General features: G+C 73.2%; 14 protein-coding genes. 6 read left to right on the forward strand and 8 right to left on the reverse strand.

The window, feature by feature from the left end:
* Positions 1 to 242: 242 nt before the first annotated feature.
* The 3 genes from LPU43_RS21235 (at position 243) to LPU43_RS21245 (ending at position 4,235) form a co-directional block, all read left to right on the forward strand.
* Positions 243 to 1,832 carry a DHA2 family efflux MFS transporter permease subunit gene (locus LPU43_RS21235; RefSeq protein ID WP_229402250.1) on the forward strand — a complete coding sequence of 530 codons (1,590 nt, stop codon included), beginning with the start codon at positions 243 to 245 and terminating at the stop codon, positions 1,830 to 1,832.
* Between the two features lie 392 nt (positions 1,833 to 2,224).
* The gene (locus LPU43_RS21240) at positions 2,225 to 3,133 is read left to right on the forward strand and encodes a hypothetical protein (protein ID WP_229402251.1); all 909 of its coding nucleotides are present in this window, start codon (positions 2,225 to 2,227) and stop codon (positions 3,131 to 3,133) included.
* A gap of 244 nt (positions 3,134 to 3,377) precedes the next feature.
* On the forward strand, positions 3,378 to 4,235 hold the full coding sequence (locus LPU43_RS21245; RefSeq protein WP_229402252.1) for a hypothetical protein: 858 nt from the start codon (positions 3,378 to 3,380) through the stop codon (positions 4,233 to 4,235).
* 34 nt (positions 4,236 to 4,269) lie between these two features.
* Here the strand turns inward: LPU43_RS21245 and LPU43_RS21250 are convergent, their stop codons facing one another.
* From LPU43_RS21250 to LPU43_RS21285, 8 genes are all read right to left on the reverse strand, one after another.
* Positions 4,270 to 4,413, reverse strand: coding sequence for a hypothetical protein (locus LPU43_RS21250; RefSeq protein ID WP_229402253.1), 144 nt, complete (start codon positions 4,411 to 4,413; stop codon positions 4,270 to 4,272).
* 222 nt (positions 4,414 to 4,635) lie between these two features.
* Positions 4,636 to 5,448 carry a phytanoyl-CoA dioxygenase family protein gene (locus LPU43_RS21255; protein WP_229402254.1) on the reverse strand — a complete coding sequence of 271 codons (813 nt, stop codon included), beginning with the start codon at positions 5,446 to 5,448 and terminating at the stop codon, positions 4,636 to 4,638.
* A 204-nt stretch (positions 5,449 to 5,652) separates the two neighbouring features.
* Positions 5,653 to 6,207, reverse strand: a complete 555-nt coding sequence (locus LPU43_RS21260; RefSeq protein ID WP_229402255.1) for a Uma2 family endonuclease — start codon at positions 6,205 to 6,207, stop codon at positions 5,653 to 5,655.
* Positions 6,208 to 6,818: 611 nt separating this feature from the next.
* Complete coding sequence (locus LPU43_RS21265; RefSeq protein ID WP_229402256.1) at positions 6,819 to 7,235, reverse strand: hypothetical protein; 417 nt, start codon at positions 7,233 to 7,235, stop codon at positions 6,819 to 6,821.
* Positions 7,232 to 8,548, reverse strand: a complete 1,317-nt coding sequence (locus tag LPU43_RS21270; RefSeq protein WP_229402257.1) for a WXG100 family type VII secretion target — start codon at positions 8,546 to 8,548, stop codon at positions 7,232 to 7,234. The genes LPU43_RS21265 and LPU43_RS21270 overlap by 4 nt, the downstream gene beginning before the upstream one ends.
* A complete protein-coding gene (locus LPU43_RS21275; RefSeq protein ID WP_229402258.1) occupies positions 8,545 to 8,865 on the reverse strand; it encodes a type VII secretion target in 321 nt (106 codons plus the stop codon). The genes LPU43_RS21270 and LPU43_RS21275 overlap by 4 nt, the downstream gene beginning before the upstream one ends.
* A complete protein-coding gene (locus LPU43_RS21280; RefSeq protein ID WP_229402259.1) occupies positions 8,852 to 9,253 on the reverse strand; it encodes a YbaB/EbfC family nucleoid-associated protein in 402 nt (133 codons plus the stop codon). The genes LPU43_RS21275 and LPU43_RS21280 overlap by 14 nt, the downstream gene beginning before the upstream one ends.
* Positions 9,254 to 9,477: 224 nt before the next feature.
* Entirely contained in the window at positions 9,478 to 10,452 is a 975-nt protein-coding gene (locus LPU43_RS21285; protein ID WP_229402260.1) for a DUF8189 domain-containing protein, read from the reverse strand.
* Between the two features lie 262 nt (positions 10,453 to 10,714).
* Here LPU43_RS21285 and lanL point away from each other — a divergent pair, with 262 nt between their 5' ends.
* From lanL to LPU43_RS21300, 3 genes are read left to right on the forward strand one after another with little or no spacing between them, the layout of a single operon-like run.
* Positions 10,715 to 13,714 (forward strand): class IV lanthionine synthetase LanL, encoded by a 3,000-nt coding sequence (lanL, locus tag LPU43_RS21290; protein ID WP_229402261.1) that lies wholly within the window; start codon positions 10,715 to 10,717, stop codon positions 13,712 to 13,714.
* On the forward strand, positions 13,705 to 15,609 hold the full coding sequence (locus tag LPU43_RS21295) for an alpha/beta hydrolase family protein (protein WP_229402262.1): 1,905 nt from the start codon (positions 13,705 to 13,707) through the stop codon (positions 15,607 to 15,609). The genes lanL and LPU43_RS21295 overlap by 10 nt, the downstream gene beginning before the upstream one ends.
* A complete protein-coding gene (locus tag LPU43_RS21300; RefSeq protein WP_229402263.1) occupies positions 15,587 to 15,739 on the forward strand; it encodes a hypothetical protein in 153 nt (50 codons plus the stop codon). Before LPU43_RS21295 ends, LPU43_RS21300 begins: the two co-directional genes overlap by 23 nt.
* Positions 15,740 to 15,773 lie beyond the last annotated feature (34 nt).

Genomic DNA, 15,773 nt, shown 5'->3' on the forward strand with positions numbered 1-15,773 from the left:
CTCATCGATCTCGTGAGCGCGGCCACAGCGGCGCGAGCCGATAACGGCAGGTAGAAAACGAGGTTGGCTTGTTACCGTCGCCCGGTGTCCACGGGGGATCATGCGTGCGCGACAGGCACGCGGAGCCGGGGTGCACGGGGGGCCGTCGGCCGACGACCCCGCCCGATTTATGACCGGACGAGGCGCGTGCGCGGTGCGACGCGCGCGATCGGCGTCAACCGCCGGCCCACCAGGAGATATGTGTGAGTAGTCAACCCGTGGCAGCGCCGAACAGGCTCGACGCTGCCGTTCTCAAGGTCGCCGGGGTCGTGGTCCTCGGTGCGATCATGTCGATCCTCGACGTCACGGTGGTCAGCGTCGCGCTGCCCACCTTCCAGGCCGAGTTCGACGCCTCGTACGCCAGGGTGGCCTGGACGATGACCGGCTACACGCTGGCGCTGGCCACGGTCATCCCCCTGACCGGCTGGGCCGCCGACCGCTTCGGCACGAAGCGGCTCTACATGGCGGCGCTGCTCCTGTTCACCCTCGGCTCCGGCCTCTGCGCCACCGCCGACTCGATCGGCCAGCTCATCACCTACCGGGTGCTGCAGGGCCTCGGCGGCGGCATGCTGATGCCGCTCGGCATGACGATCATGACCCGGGCGGCCGGGCCGGAGCGCATCGGCCGGCTGATGGCCGTGCTGGGCATCCCGATGCTGCTCGGCCCGATCGGCGGCCCGATCCTCGGCGGCTGGCTGATCGACGTCGCGAGCTGGCACTGGATCTTCCTGATCAACCTGCCGATCGGCGCCGTCGCCCTGGCCTACGCGCAGTGGGCGCTGCCGGGGGACCGGCCCGAGCCGTCCGAGTCGTTCGACTTCGTCGGCATGCTGATGCTCTCGCCGGGCCTGGCCCTCTTCCTGTACGGGGTGTCGTCGCTGCCGGAGACCGGCACGTTCAGCGACGAGCGGGTGTGGCTGCCGATGCTGGGCGGCGGGCTGCTGGTCGTCGGCTTCGTCCTGTACTCGTTCACGCCGAAGCACCCGCTGCTCGACCTGCGGCTGCTGCGCGACCGCAACCTCACCGTCGCCACCCTGACCCTGGCGGTGTTCACGATCGCGTTCATGGGCGCTGGCCTGCTCTTCCCGAGCTACTTCCTCCAGGTGCGCGGCGAGTCGACGCTCGACGCGGGCCTGCTGATGGCGCCGCAGGGCATCGGCGCGATGGTCACCATGCCCATCGCCGGGATGCTGGCCGACAAGATCCCCGTGGGCCGCACGGTGCCCTTCGCGCTGGTGCTGATCGCGGCGGGCTTCTTCACCTTCACGCAGGTCGGCACCGACACGTCGTACCTGCTGCTGTGCGGCTCGCTGTTCGTGATGGGCCTCGGCATGGGCGGCACGATGATGCCGGTGATGACGTCGGCGCTGCGGACGCTCACCAACCACGAGGTGGCGCGCGGCTCGACGCTGCTGAACATCCTCCAGCAGATCGCCGGCTCGGTTGGCTCGGCGATCATGTCGGTGATCCTGACCAACGAGCTGAACGACTCGCCGGTCATCCCGGGCGCGATCGACCCGAACACCGGCGCGCCGGTCACCGAGGCCGGCCTCGCCATCGCCGTCGAGCGGGACCCGGCGCTGGCCCAGCAGTTCCCCGTCGACCCGGGCCTGCTCCAGCGGGGCCTGGAGTTCGTGGCGAACTCGTTCGGCGCGGTGTTCTGGGTGGCCTTCCTGCTGATGCTGCTGACGTTCGTCCCGGCCTTCCTCCTGCCGCGCCGGCGGGAGAGGTCGCACCTGCTCGACGACGAACAGGGCGACGGCCGTCCCGCAGCCCCCGTCGTCATGCACTGACCGCCGGTGGGCGTGGGGCGGACCGGCCCCACGCCCACCCCCGCCCGAGGGGCCCTGGTCGGCCCGTCAAGGCCGGCGACGAGGCGCGTCGACCGCGACCGAGCCGGTTAACTTCGTCACATCCGGCCCCGGCGGGCCCGGGAACCCCTCCGCGCCGCCTCCCAGGGCCGGATTCCCTTCCCTGGGGCCGCATCCGGCGCTCGGACGCTGCGCTGGGCCCGGGACGGGCGGGCCGCGACGCATGCCGTCGGGGACGCAGCGTGATGGCCCGTGACGTGAGGTGTTCGGCGGCGGCCCGCCGCGGATCACCGACGGGGCCAGGATTTGTGCCCCTCATTACCCTGATCGTGATCCCGTGCCTGGCACCCGCCGAATAGCGATAAGGGCTTCAGATGAGCAACAATCCTCCTCCGTACGGAGGGCAGCCGGACCCGAACGCCACCCCGTGGAGCGGGCCGCCGGCCCAGTCCGCCGGATACCCCGGGTACGACCAGCAGGGGCAGTCCGCCGGATACCCCGGATACGACCAGCCGGGGCAGTACCAGCCCCCGCAGTACGGTGCGTCCTTCCCGTCGCCGCCGCCCCAGAAGAAGAACCGGGGCCTGGTCATCGGGCTGTCCATCGGTGCCGCCGTGGTCGTCCTCCTCGCGCTCTGCGGCGTCGGCATCACCTTCGCCGTGATGGGCGACGACGACGACCCGAAGCCGGTCGCCACCGCCTCCGCCCCCGCCCCCGCGCCTACCGACGGCACCCCCCAGCCCGGCCCGAGCACGTCGGACGAGCCGGACGACGAGCAGCCGAACAACAACAACGCGATGACCGCGCGGTACTCCAGCGACCTGTCCAACGTCTGCGAGGGCAGCCCGATCCTCAACGCCGCCGCCTACAACGGCCCGTCGGGCGCCAAGGCGTACGCCTTCTCGAACGCGCCCGAGCGGACGTCGTCCTGGTCGTCGAAGGGGATCAGCTCCAGCAAGCGGTACTACGCCAAGACGACCGACTTCACGTCGGTGTCCGTGGTGGCCTGCCTGAAGTTCGTCGAGGGCAGCGAGGGCGAGCCGAGGGCGTGCCAGTACAAGGACAGCTCCGGTAAGAGCGTCACCGTCAACTACATCTCGTCTCGCTACGAGATGACGTTCTACGCGGCGAAGACCGGCGAGAAGATCGGCGACGGCGGCACCGTGAACGCCCCGGCGAGCCGCTGCCCGAGCTTCATCTCGTACAACAAGATCACGATGAAGTCGTACGCGGCGCCGGACAGCGGCACCATCGAGGCGGCCCTGGACAAGTTCCTGTCCTGAGCCGCTGCGACGCGGAAAGGCCCCATTCCCCGCTTGCGGGGCGTGGGGCCTTTCCCCGTGCGCGGCCCGCTCGACGCCCTGGTGGCCGGGGCCGGGGCGTCGGGGGCGGGGCAGGGCGTACCGGGCGGGAAGTGCGTCACGCTGAGCTGCCGGCCGGCGTCGGTCGAGGTCGCGCTCGCCGGCCGCGTGGCATTGCTCCGGGTTGCGACGATGTCGGCATGTTAGGCGTCGGTCAGAGGCCAACGTGAGCGACATCCTCGACGTGCTGCGGCTGTGGTGGGACGGGAAACAGACCAGCGACGTCGTCGTATGGGGACACAGCATGCTCATCTGGGGGCGGGTGGGCAAGGTCATCCAGCTTGTCGCCGGCGGAGTCGTCGTGCTCGATCTGCTCAGCCCCGCCTGGTTCCGGCGCTGCGGCAACGCCCTGCAAAGCTGGTCGCGCCTGTTCTCTCGCCGCTCCGTCGAGCGCCGCGCGCTTCGCCAGATCGTCCGCCTGCGCGAGGAGGTCGGGCGGGACTTCCTCCACGACAGAAGCTTCGCCACTGGGCCCACGTCGGGGGTGGTCTGGGTAGTTCTGGTGCCCGCGTCGCCGACTCGCGTGCCTGACGGAATCCGTCTGAGCCTGGAGGCGTACCGCTCCCACCACCGGCAGGTGATAGAGGACGTCATGCGCGAACACACCTGCACGGATCCGCGCAACTCGACGTGCGGGAAACTCCAGGTGGACGTATGGCGCAGGATCGACGAGTTGGTGGAGGCGCAGCGTCCCCCGGAGGAGCGCCATCTCGTCGAGCGGGCCGCTGAGGCGGAGATCGGCAGCTACGGCGCGGTCATCGGCTCGGCCATCGGGATGGTCGTTCTCTTTATCGGAATCGCCAGAGAGGACATGAGGTTTGCGGTACCCGGCGCTTTGCTCATGCCACTCTCCTGGTCGTGGCGGGTGCGTCTGACGATGTCGACCCTGTCCCATCGGCTGGTGGGCGGCCTGCAACGGGCCGTTGGACGAGACCTGCACGAGCCCCGCCCGCTCATCTGGCTGAGATGGCTGGCGTTCCTCTTCCTCATCTTCGGCACCGTCCTGGACCTGCTCGCATCCTGACTGTCAGGCACGTCGCGGGTGCGCTACGTTCTTCTCACCGCCGCCCCGGGGCGGGGGCGTCGGCGGCGGGCTCCTCCACCCGATTGACGAAGCCGCGTACGTCGCCGGGAAGCTGGCGGGGCAGGGGAGCCCGACGGGCCCCGCCGCCGTGGAAGCCGTCCTGCACGACGTTGGTCACCTCACGGCACTCGTGCTGTCTCCGAAGGGTGCGGGCGCGCCGCTCGGCGTACCGGACGGGTTGATGGCTCGTCGGCCTCCGGGCGGCCGGCGACGTCGATCTGACCCCCGAGTTCCTGCCCGTCACCGGCCCCCTCGCCGGCACCGTCGTGATGGTGCGCGCCCGCACCGCCTTCGGGTCGTACATCAGCCACTCACACGTCGCCCGCTGCGCCCGGCGCGGCTACCCGGCACCGCCGCTGGTGCCTGCCCCCTCCAGAGCGGGGGTGTCCTGCCCGAGACCTCGACGGATCGCGATTTCCACAGGGGAGTATGCACCGTCGGCCCGCTCCAGTTCGTACGGCACGGCCGACATCAGCGGCGGCTGGGCCATGAAGCGCGGTCGCGTCCCGTGGTGCGGTTGCGCCGCGTGCACCAGGAACGGATGGCACAGGAAGACGTCGCCCGGGGACCCGGTGGCCAGGGCGAGTGGCCGGTGGTCGGACGCCGCCACCAACTCGGGCGCGAGGTCCAGCCCGCTCGCCCCGTCCTCCCCGTACTTCTCCAGCACCTTCGGCACGTCGAGGTGTGAGCCGACCCGGATCCGGGTCGGGGCGTCCTCCGCGCCGACCTCGGTGAACAGGAACAGCATCAGCAGCGCCCGGCCCTGCGAGCGCAGATTCGTGAAGTACCAGCTCTCACCCTCCGGCAGGTAGCCGCCCTCGATGTGCCAGCCCGCGTCGTTCGGCTCCTCCTCGTGCGGGAAGCGCAACGGGAACGTGCCCAGCGAGTAGCGCGGCTCCCAGCGTCCCGCGCCGACGAGCAGGTCGTACGCGTGATGGAGGAACGGGGAGTTGGGTGCGGCGGCGAACGGCCCCTGCGCCAGGCCGGGCACCCAGTGCACGGGCTTGGTCCACGTGGCCGGGTCGTCCGGGTCGCAGCCCGTCTCCCGCCACAGGAGCCGCGCGCAGTCCGCAGCCACGCGCGGTGCGACGGCGCCCGCCAACTTCACGAAGCCGTCGCGAAGGAACCGGGATACCAACGTCGTGTCATCCATGCCCCCATCGTGGGGAACTCCGCTCCCGATCACCCGACACTTTCCGCGCCGCTTCTGTCGGGTGTGCCGCAACAGCGCGGTGCCCGACCCGGCGACGACTTCAGCGCCGCGACCTGCGAGCTCTGGTTGCCTGTCGAACCGGCGTAGCGGCGCGGCGGGCATCCGGCCGGCACCTCGGGTCATTGGTGCGCGGCATGCCCGTAATCAGTCGAGATCGTGGTCCGCCGGGGTGGCGTTGAGGACCCAGGCGAGCGGCATGGTCGCCCGGACGGTGTAGCTGTCGCCGTCGAGGCGGTTCATGGTGATGGTCTGCGCCGGATCCTGGTCGACCATCCAGTATTGCGGTATGCCGGCGGCGGCGTACTCGTTGCGTTTGGTCACCGTGTCCACGCCCTCGGAGCCGGGGGAGACGATCTCGACGGCGAGGAGCACGTCGGTGACCGGCAGCCAGACCGCGTCGGATTGGGCCTTGCTCCAGACGACCAGGTCCGGGATGCGACCACCGACACCGCCGTGGCGACCAGGAATGCGCAGGCCGACGGCCTGGGCGATGCGGTCCGCCGGAATGCCGCCCTGGGCGAGCCACACCATGAGCCGGGTCGCGATGATCGCATGCGCATATCCCGGAGGCGGCATGATCGAGAGCACTCCCTCGGGGCTGATCTCGTACCGGTGGTGTGCATCCGCGGACATCATCGCGGTGAGGTCGTCGAGCGTCACGACCGAGGGCATGTACCTGCCAACCGCCTCTGCGCTCATGCGGGCGATCGTACCGCTCCGCGGCCGATGGCTGTTGGAGCGAGGCAGCGGATTGGCGCGGCCAGCGTCGTCCTGGCTGCCCGAAATCGGCAGCTCGCCGGGGTCGACGTTGCTGATGCCAGCGGACCCGGTCAGTCAGGTCGGGTGACAGTCGTATTGCGCCATGACGCGCACTGTCGGAACGCTAACGTCCAGTGGGTTCGCCCACAGGGGAGAAAAATGGGCCGGACCTTTTCAGCTCAACCAGCGCGCAACAGACCTCCTGTTGCCGTCCAGTCGACCCCGGGCCTCAACACGATGATGCCGGCCATCACTTTTCTATGAAACCTGTGGTCCGGCAACGGACGCACGATGGCTGAATTTGTTTCACGTCTCTCCTATCTGCCATCACGGGCCAGGTGGCTTCTTAGTCCATCGAAGTGCTCGGTGCGCTACCGGCCCGGGAGTTGCGTAGCGAGCTGCCAGGCCATCTCGTAGCCGATGGTGTAGAATTCCGCTTTCTGGGTCGCCCCAAAGAACCTGGGTCAGGGCATTGGCCAAGAATGGTCGGAGGGGTCATCTCCGGTCTGCTGATCGAGGTGCCTCGGATTGCGCCATTGAGGCCGCGAGAGTCAGTGGGGCGATGGTGCCGGAGGCCGATGGTAGCCGAGAATGCGCATCGCTTCCTTGCCCGCCGCACGAAGATCCTCGATCGGGAGGTCAGGGACCTGATAGCCGTTCGCCCGGATGGAGGCGAGGAAGTCATCAGGGAGCCGTACGCGGTAGGTGGTCACGTAGAACTCCAAGTCGTCGCGCCAGATCCATTCACCGTCGGTCATGATCGAGGCGCCACCAACAAGGCGTCGATCGCTGCCCAGGACGTCGGGTTCCGCGCCCATCACGTCGATCAGGCCGTGCCCGTCTTGGAGATACCGGATCACGCGATCGATGTCGGGTAGCGGCTCTGAGGCCAGGTGAGCATGGATGCTGTCGGCGTAGACCTCGACCGGGTCCGGGCCGAGTTCTTGGAAGAACCCCGCTGTCTTCATCGGTGACCTCCAGGTCGCGGGCTGAAGCTCTCCCAGGTGCCCCCAACTTCGACAACTGGGGGCTCGGGTTCCGCCGCCCATCGTTCCGTGCCCACTCTCTTCGTCGGGGCGACCACGGTCACGCCAAGTTCGTCGGCGACCTGTTGTGCGAGCGGCACGCCGTGGAGGACATCAGGATCAACGGTGCCCGAGTAACAGGAAACCAGCCGGACGGGCCCCCCGTCGTAGGCCGGGTTCTCCTTCAACGCCGCAGCAATTTGCACTGCGCTGGTCGGGTTGCCGTTCATGTCCGCCCCCTCGGCCGAAACCTTACCGGGAAGGAAGTAGCCCTGGTCGGTGCCATGGACGACGACATCGTGGTGCCCGTCGAGAGGTAGGGACTTCTGCATGTTCCGCATCGTGCGAGCGTCGTATCCGATCACCGTGGAGTGGCCGGTGTAGTAGACCGGGTCGCCGGCCGGGAGGTGGGAGTCCGGCCATGCCGTCGGGGGCCTCGGCCGGACTCGCGGATCTGCCCAGTCGCGACGTGTGCCCATCCGGTCGGTTGGGCTGATTCGAGCGAGCCGGTGGAGCGCCTGCTTCAGCTTCTCGATCAGCTCGCCGAGCTGCCGGATCAGCGGCATCAACCGCCGCAGGCTCGCCAGCAGCCCGCGCAGCAGCCGGGCGATCCGCGCCGCCCACGACGCCACCAACGTCGTGACCTGCTCCACCACCAGGGGCGCGGCGAACCCGCCGGTGACGACCAGTTCGGTCGCGTACACGATCAGCCGGGAGACGCAGGCGGCGATGGCGTCGCGGACCAGCAGCCGGACGGCGGCCACCAGCCCGGCGGCTCCCTCGGTGATGGCGGCGAGGGTGTCCGCGCCCTGGGCGAGGCCGGTGATTGCCTGCCGCTGCTCGCCGGCCCAGGAACGGTAGGCGGGGCCGGCGCTGCCGCCCCAGCCGGCGACGTCGGCGCGGACGGCGCCGGCCAGCTCGGCGGCCTCCTTGCGGAGGGAGGCGGCGACGGTGCGCCAGGTCTGGGCGTGGGCGGTGATCTGCGCCGGATCGCCGGCGAGCCAGTCCAGCGCCTCGCTGAGCGGCTTGACGTGCTCGATCAGCCACGCGATGCCGTACTGGAGCAGCGCGCCGACCGGATCGGAGACGAAGGCGAGGGCGTCCAGGCCCGCGCTGACCACGCCGAGTGTGCCGTCGATCCAGTTTCCGTCGCGTACGCCCTGGGCGATTAGCTCGATGTCCTCGCAGATCCAGACGCCGGCCCACGCGCCGGGCGGGGTGTCGGCGGCCGGGGCGACGAGGGGATTGGCGGTCAAGGCGCTCCCCGTGCGCGCCGTAGCGACTGCTCGGCCCGAATATCGGAGGCCCGGTAGCGGTCGGCGCTGGTGCGCAGCCTGCCGGCGGTGTCGCGCACCGAGCCGGCGGCGGCGTCCACACCCTGGACGAGGGTCTGCTGGAGCCCTTCGAGCAGCAGTGGCATGACGGCGCAGAGCTGCCCGTACGCGTCCGCGCCCAACCGGACGTGCCGGCCGGCCTGGTGGGCCGTGTCGAGGTTGCCGGCGCTGCGGTCGAGGCGCGCGGCGTGGCGGGTCAGGTCGGCGGGGTCGACCCGGATGCCGTCACCGTCGGGCATCCGGTGCGCCCTGGTCGGGGCAGAGCCGGCGACGGTACGAGTCGACGAGCAACGAGGGTGTCGGGTCGCCGACGTCGAACGTGAGAGTGGCGACCTCGGCGACCTTCCTCAGGAGGTTGGCGCGGGCGTCACGGGTGGTGTCGAGGATCTGCCGGGCGGTCTGCGCCGCCGAGTTCTGCCGGGTGCTCTCGTCCAGCCGCAGGCCGACCAGTAACCCCGACGAGTCGACGGTGACCTGGACCCTCCGGTCGGGGCTGGCGGCCGTGCCGGTCAGTGCCTGGACCTGCGCGGAGAGGGCCTTGGCGCGGGCTGCTCGGGCCGCGACGGACGACTCCCAGTCGTCGAGCCGGCGCGCGGCCTCGTCCAGCGCGGCCTCGTCCGACCACATGCGTGACCCTCCCGAACGGATGTCGACCTCGACCGGCCCGTGCTGCCGCCGTCACGTTACCAATCCGTCGCGCAGTGTGGTGTCCTGGAAACCTCATCCTGGCCCCGGCGGTCGTCGACGCCTGACGCCCCGGGTCCCCCCGGGCCGCCACAGATCGGCCCGGGGGGACCCGGAGCCGGCCGGAGGTTCCCGGCCGGGCGGTTCGACCCCGGGAGCGGAGTCGGTTACAGGCCGATCAGGTGCTCGTAGACGCCGTACTGCGCGCCCCGGGCGAACAGGTGGATCTCCCCGCCGTAGACGGTGGCGGCCGGGGCACCCCGGACTCCGGCCGGGCCGGGGAAGCCGGTCCAGCCCGTCCAGGCCGACCCGGTGTAGCGGTTGGTGCGGATCGTGTTCTCGGTGCCCCGGGTGAACAGGTGAAGTTCTCCGCCGTAGACGGTGGCGGCGGGAGAGGACTTCGCGACGGCGCCGGGGATGCTGCTCCAGCCGGACCACTCGGACGCGAGGTCCGAGTACCGGTTGGTGCGGATCCGGTCGTCGGCGCCCCGGGTGAACAGGTGCAGGTAGCCGCCGTACACCGCGGCGGCCGGGGTGGTGTCCGCGCCGGCGGTGCCGGGGACGGTGCTCCAGCCGGACCACGCGGCGGTGGCCAGGGAGTACCGGTTGGTGCGGATCGTGTCGTCGGCGCCCCGGGTGAACAGGTGCAGGTCGCCGCCGTAGACGGTGGCGGCGGGGGCGGACCTCGCGACGGCGCCGGAGATGGTGGTCCAGCCGGACCACGCGGACGTCGTCACGGAGTACCGGTTGGTGCGGATCCGGCTGTCGGCGCCCCGGGTGAACAGGTGCAGGTCGCCGCCGTAGACGGCGGCGGCGGGGGCGGACTCCGCGCCGGCGGTGCCGGGGACGGTGGTCCAGCCGGACCACGCGGACGTCGTCAGCGTGTACCGGTTGACCCGGATGTCGCCGTTGTCGCCGAGGGCGAACAGGTGCAGGTCGCCCCCGTACACCACCGTGCCGGGCCCGGACGGCGCCTCCGGGGCCCCCGGCACGGGGGTCCACGTGGTCGACGCGTCGGCCTGCTGCCCGACCGGGGCCGGGGCGGCCGCCGACGCGGCGGCCGGGGCCGCGACCAGCGCGGTGGCCCCGAGGGCGAGCGCGAGCAGGCGGGTCAACGACCTCGTCGCACGATTCAGACGCATAGTGCTCCTCTCTGGACGGCCGGCTCCGGGACGGTGGGTCCGTCGGCCGGCGCTAGCCCATGCTCGCATCGTTCGGTTCCCCGGATGATCAGCCGCGCGGGGGAGATCCCGGTCGATGCCGGGACGATGCCCGGTCGATGCCCCCGGTCGGCAGTCTCGTCGGCAGCACCGCTCCTCCGCCTCGCCCCCGAGGGCGCCGGGCCGGTGCACCGACATCTCCCGCGCGGCCAGGTGTGCCGGCGGGGCACCGGAGGGAAGGCGCATGACGACCGAGCCGAAGCCGACCGCCGAGGGCGGCCCCGTGCGCCGGTCGGCCGGGCAGGCCGACTCGGGTGAGCGGGTAGACCCGGCCGGTGCCGGGGCGGTCGACGCCCGTCAGGCGCGGTGGGCGGCGCTGCCCGAGCCGGCCGCCCTGGTCACCGACCTGCTGGCCCGGATCGTCCGGGCGGGCTGGACGGCGCACCCGCGCGACCGCTGGACGCTGGTCACCCCGCCCGTGCCGTCGGGGCGGATGCAGGGCTGGAAGCTGCACGTCTCGGCGACCGTGGTGTCGGCACCTCAGGTGCTGGCCGCGTGCGCCCCGATCCTGGTGGAGACCGGGACGGCCTTCAAGTTCGTGGCGACGGTGCCGATGCTCGCCGACCTCAACGAGCTGCGCGCCGCCCCGGGCGGGGCCGGCAAGTTCGTCACCGCGTACCCGGCGACCGACGAGCTGTTCCGCGAGCTGGTCGAGCGGCTGGACGAGGCCACCGCCGGGCTGCCCGGGCCGGCCATCCTCTCCGACCAGCCGTACCGGCCGGGCGGCCTGGTGCACTACCGGTACGGCGAGTTCGACGGCGTCACCGTGCTCGGCCACGACGGGAACCACCGCCGCTGCGTGCTCGACCCGGACGGCAACCCGGTCGAGGACGTGCGCGACGGCACGTTCCGGCCGCCGTCCTGGGCCCCGCCGCCGTTCGGGCCGGTGGGCGACGCGGGCGACGACGCCGGGGAGGACCCGGGGGAGCAAGCCGGGGCGGCGGAGGTGACGATCGACGGCCGGTACGTCGTGACCGCCGCGCTCCAGCACGCCAACAAGGGTGGGGTGTACGAGGCGCGGGACCTGCGCACCGGCGTCGACGTGGTGCTCAAGGAGGCCCGGCCGCACGTCGCCACGGACGCCCTCGGCCGCGACGCCCGCGACGTGCTCGCCCACGAGGCCCGGCTGCTGCGGCACCTCGCGCCGCTGGGCGTGGTGCCGCGGCTGCACGACGAGTTCGTCCAGGAGGGACACCGGTTCCTGGTCGAGGAGTTGCTGCCCGGCCGCTCCCTGCGCGACGGGGTGGACGGCTCGCTCGACGACCGGTCGACCGGGCTGGGCTACCACGCGCTGCTGCGGGTGCTGGAGCGGCTGGCCCGGCTCGTGCGCGACGTGCACGCCGCCGGGGTGGTGATCCGGGATCTGTCGCCGAACAACGTGATGCTGCTGCCCGACGGGGAACTCCGCCTGATCGACCTGGAACTCGCCGCGCTGCGCGGCCCCGAGCCGGGCGGGTGGTCGTACCTGGGGGTCGGCGGGGGCACGGTCGGGGTCAGCGCGCCCGAGCAACTGGACTGCGCCCCGCCGGACCCCCGGGCCGACCTGTTCAGCCTCGGCGCGGTGGCCCTGCACCTGGTCGGCCGGATGAACCCCGACCTGCTGCCCGACGTCCCGGCGACCCGCTCGTACGGGCAACGGGTGGCCGCCGTGCTGGAACCGCCGTTCGCCCCCCGGCCGGTGCCGGAGCCGCTGCGCCGGATCGTCACCGGCCTGCTGCGCACCGAGCCGGCCGAGCGGATCGGGCTGGACGAGGTGCTCACCCTGTGCGCGGCGGGCCTCGACGGCCCCGACCGGGACCTGTGGGCCACGCCGAGCAGCGCCGAGGCCACCGCCGGGCTGGCCCGGTTCCCCGAGCGGCACCGGCGGGAGCTGGTCGACGGCATCGTCCGGTGGCTCGCCGGGAGCCCCGCCTCCCCGGCCGTGCGGCCGTGGGCGGAGACCGCCTTCGGCCGGCGGATCGAGCCCTGCACCGTGCAGCACGGCGTCGCGGGCACCGTCGCGGTGCTGGCCCGACTCCTGGAACTACCGGCGGCCCAGGGCGCGCCCCGGCGGGCCGCGCCCGAGCAGAACGCGCCGGACCCGGGAGCACGCCGGCAGGCCGCGCAAGAGCAGGCCGCCCCCCAACACGACGCGTCCCAGGTCGCGGCGCGGCTGCTCGACGACCTGCTCGACCGGCTGCTGCGCCACCTCGACGGCGGCGTGCACCGGCTGCCCGGGATGCACTTCGGCTTCGCCGGCACCGCCTGGGCGCTCTGCGACGCCGGCCGGGTGCTGCGCCGGCCGCACCTGGTGGAGCGGGCGGTCGAGCTGGCGCTGCGGCTGCCGGTGGTGTGGCCCAGCCCGGACCTCACCCACGGCGTCGCCGGGCTGGGCACCTGCCTGCTGCACCTGTGGGAGCAGACCGGCCGACCCGAGCTGCGCGACCGGGTCGCCGCCGCCGCCGAGCACCTGCTCGCCACGGTGGACGACGGCGAAGCGATGCTCTGGACCGTCGACCCGGGCTTCGACTCCGACCTGGCCGGCTACCGCTCGTACGGCTTCGCCCACGGCACCGCCGGCATCGGCGCGTTCCTCCTGGCCGCCGGTCACCGGCTGGGGCGGCCGGAGCTGACCGCCGCCGCCGAGCGGTGCGGCGACACCCTGCTCGCCGCCGCCCGGTACGACGCCGACGCCGCCTTCTGGCCCAGCACCCCCACCTCCGGCGACGCCCGCACGCACTGGTGCAACGGCTCCTCCGGCGTCGGCACCTTCCTGTGCCGGCTGTACGCCCGCACCGGCGACGCCCGGCACCGCGACGCCGCGCTGGCCGCCGCCCGCGCCGTGATGCGGACCCGCTGGGCGGCCGGCACCGCGTACTGCCACGGGCTGGCCGGCGACGGCGACTTCCTGCTCGACCTGGCGCGGGCGACCGGCGACGCCCGGTACGCCCGGTGGGCCGAGGCGCTGGCCGGGCGGCTGTGGGCGATGCGGGTGCACCGCGACGGCGTACCGCTGCTGCCCGACGAGTCGAACCACGCCGTCACCGGCGGGTACGGCGCGGGACTCACCGGCCACCTGGCCTTCCTGCTCCGGCTGCGGCACGGCGGCCCCCGCCTGTTCCACCCCGACCCGGAGGTCGCCCGGGACGAGCCCGCGCCGGCCCGGCCGGCGGGGACGCGCGTCGAGGAGGCGGCATGTCGGTGACCGTCACGCCCCCGACGACCACGAGGTCCCGCCCCCGGTACGGCTTCACCTTCGCCGCCGACGGCCGCAGCGCCGCCGCGCTGCGCGCCGACCCCGGCGGCGGCCTCACGGTGGAGACCTGGCGGCCGACCGCCTCGGGGTGGGCCCCGAGCCCGACCGGCGTCCCCGCCGACCTCGACGACCAGCTCCTGCCGCTGCCCGACGGCCGGCTGCTGCTGGTACGCCCCGACGACGCCGGCGCCACGGTGCTGCTCGTCGACGCCCGCCCCGGCCGCCCGTCCGCCGTGAAGGCAGGCCCCGCCGAGCGCCCCTCCACCGTGGAGCTGTGTCGCCGCCCCGAGCACGCCGTGCGCCTCGCGCCGCCCCCGCCCGGCGAGCCGACCGCGCTGGCCTGCCTGATCGGGTACGACGGCACCGTCACCCGGTTCTGGTGGCTGCTGCCCGACGGCTCCCTCGTCCCGTTCGGCGCGCCGCTGCCCGGCCTCACCAGCGGGCAGGGTTGGCTGCCCGGCCCGCGTCTCGCGCTCACCTGGACCGACCCGGCCGGGGTGACCCGGGTCCTCGGGTTGGACCCGGGCACCGGCGCCACCGACGTCCTGCTGGACGTCGGCCCCGACACCGACGACCGGGTGGCCCTGACCGACCCCGACCACGACCTGCTGGTGGCCACCACCAACGCCGGTGACGCCGAGTGGATCGGCTTCGCCCGGCCCGGCTCCGGCGGCGACCCCTGGTTCCCGGAGGAGCTGGCCGCCGAGGAGCGGGCCGAACCGCTCGCGGTGGACCCCACCGGCCGGTACGTCCTGCTGCACCGCCGACGGGGGGCGCACGCCGAACTGACCGTCCACGACGTGCCGGCCGGGTCGACGCGCCCGCTGGCCACACCGCCGGGCTGCCCGCGGGGGCCGGCCGCCTGGACCGCCGACGGGATCGTGCTGCCGTGGTCCGCACCGACCGTGCCGCACGCGACCGTCCACCTCGACCCGGCGGGACCGCCGCCGGTCCTGGCCGACCACCCGGGCGCGGCCCCGGCCCGGACGGTGACCCTCGACGGCGCGGCCGGCCCGGTGCAGGGCGTCGTCCACGGCGGCGGCCCCGACTGGCGGCGGGCCGAGCGCCTGCTCGTCGCGCTGCACGGCGGCCCGCACGCCCGGTGGAGCTACACCCACGACCCGCTGCTGCATTCCCTGGCCGCCGACGGCGTCGCGGTGCTCGCGCCCAACCAGCGCGGCAGCACCGGGTACGGGCGGTCGCACGCGGTCGCCGTGGCCGGCGCGTGGGGCGGCCCCGATCTCGCCGACGTCCTCGCGGTGCTCGACGGGCTGGCCGCGCACCGGCGGGGCCTGCCGCCGCCGGCCGTGCTCGGCCTCAGCTACGGCGGGTTCCTCGCCCTGCTGACCGGGGCCGTGGCCGGTGACCGGATCGGCGGTTGCGTCGCGCTCGCGGCGTTCACGTCGGCGCGCCGGCTGCACCGGGCGGGCTCCGCCGGGGTCCGCGCGCTCATCGACGACCTCGCCGGCCGGGACGGCGTCGACGACGGGTGGGGTGAGCGGGACGTCCTGCGGCTCGCCGGCGGGCTGAGGGCCCCGACCCTGCTGGTGCACGGCGCGCGGGACGGCGTCGTCCCCGTCGCCGAGTCGCGCCGCCTGCACCGGCTGCTGTGCGAGCTGGGACGCCGGCCGACGTACCTGGAGATCGACGGCGCCGGGCACCAGCTCACGCACGGCGCGACCGGCGAGCGGGTCGTCGCCGCCGTCCGCGACTTCCTCACCGCGCTGGCCCCCGAGCGGCGGGCCGCCCACAGACTCCCCGCGCGCCCGTACGACGCGCGGGGTGACCGGAAACCGACGGATGTGGGGGGAGGTGATTTCGATGACCAGGCGGAGTGTGCGTGACCTGCGGTCGCTGCCGCGCAAGGAGCGGACCGTGCGGGAGCACGCCGTGGGCCTGCAGCCGTGCGAGTGCACCTGCTCGGGCAGCTGCGGCGCGACGTGCAGCGGCTCCTGCGGCTACACGTCCTGCTGAGCGCGGACGTCAGCGGCAGGGCGTCGCCGGCGGC

It is taken from the genome of Micromonospora okii (assembly GCF_020884795.1).
Taxonomy (GTDB): domain Bacteria; phylum Actinomycetota; class Actinomycetes; order Mycobacteriales; family Micromonosporaceae; genus Micromonospora; species Micromonospora okii.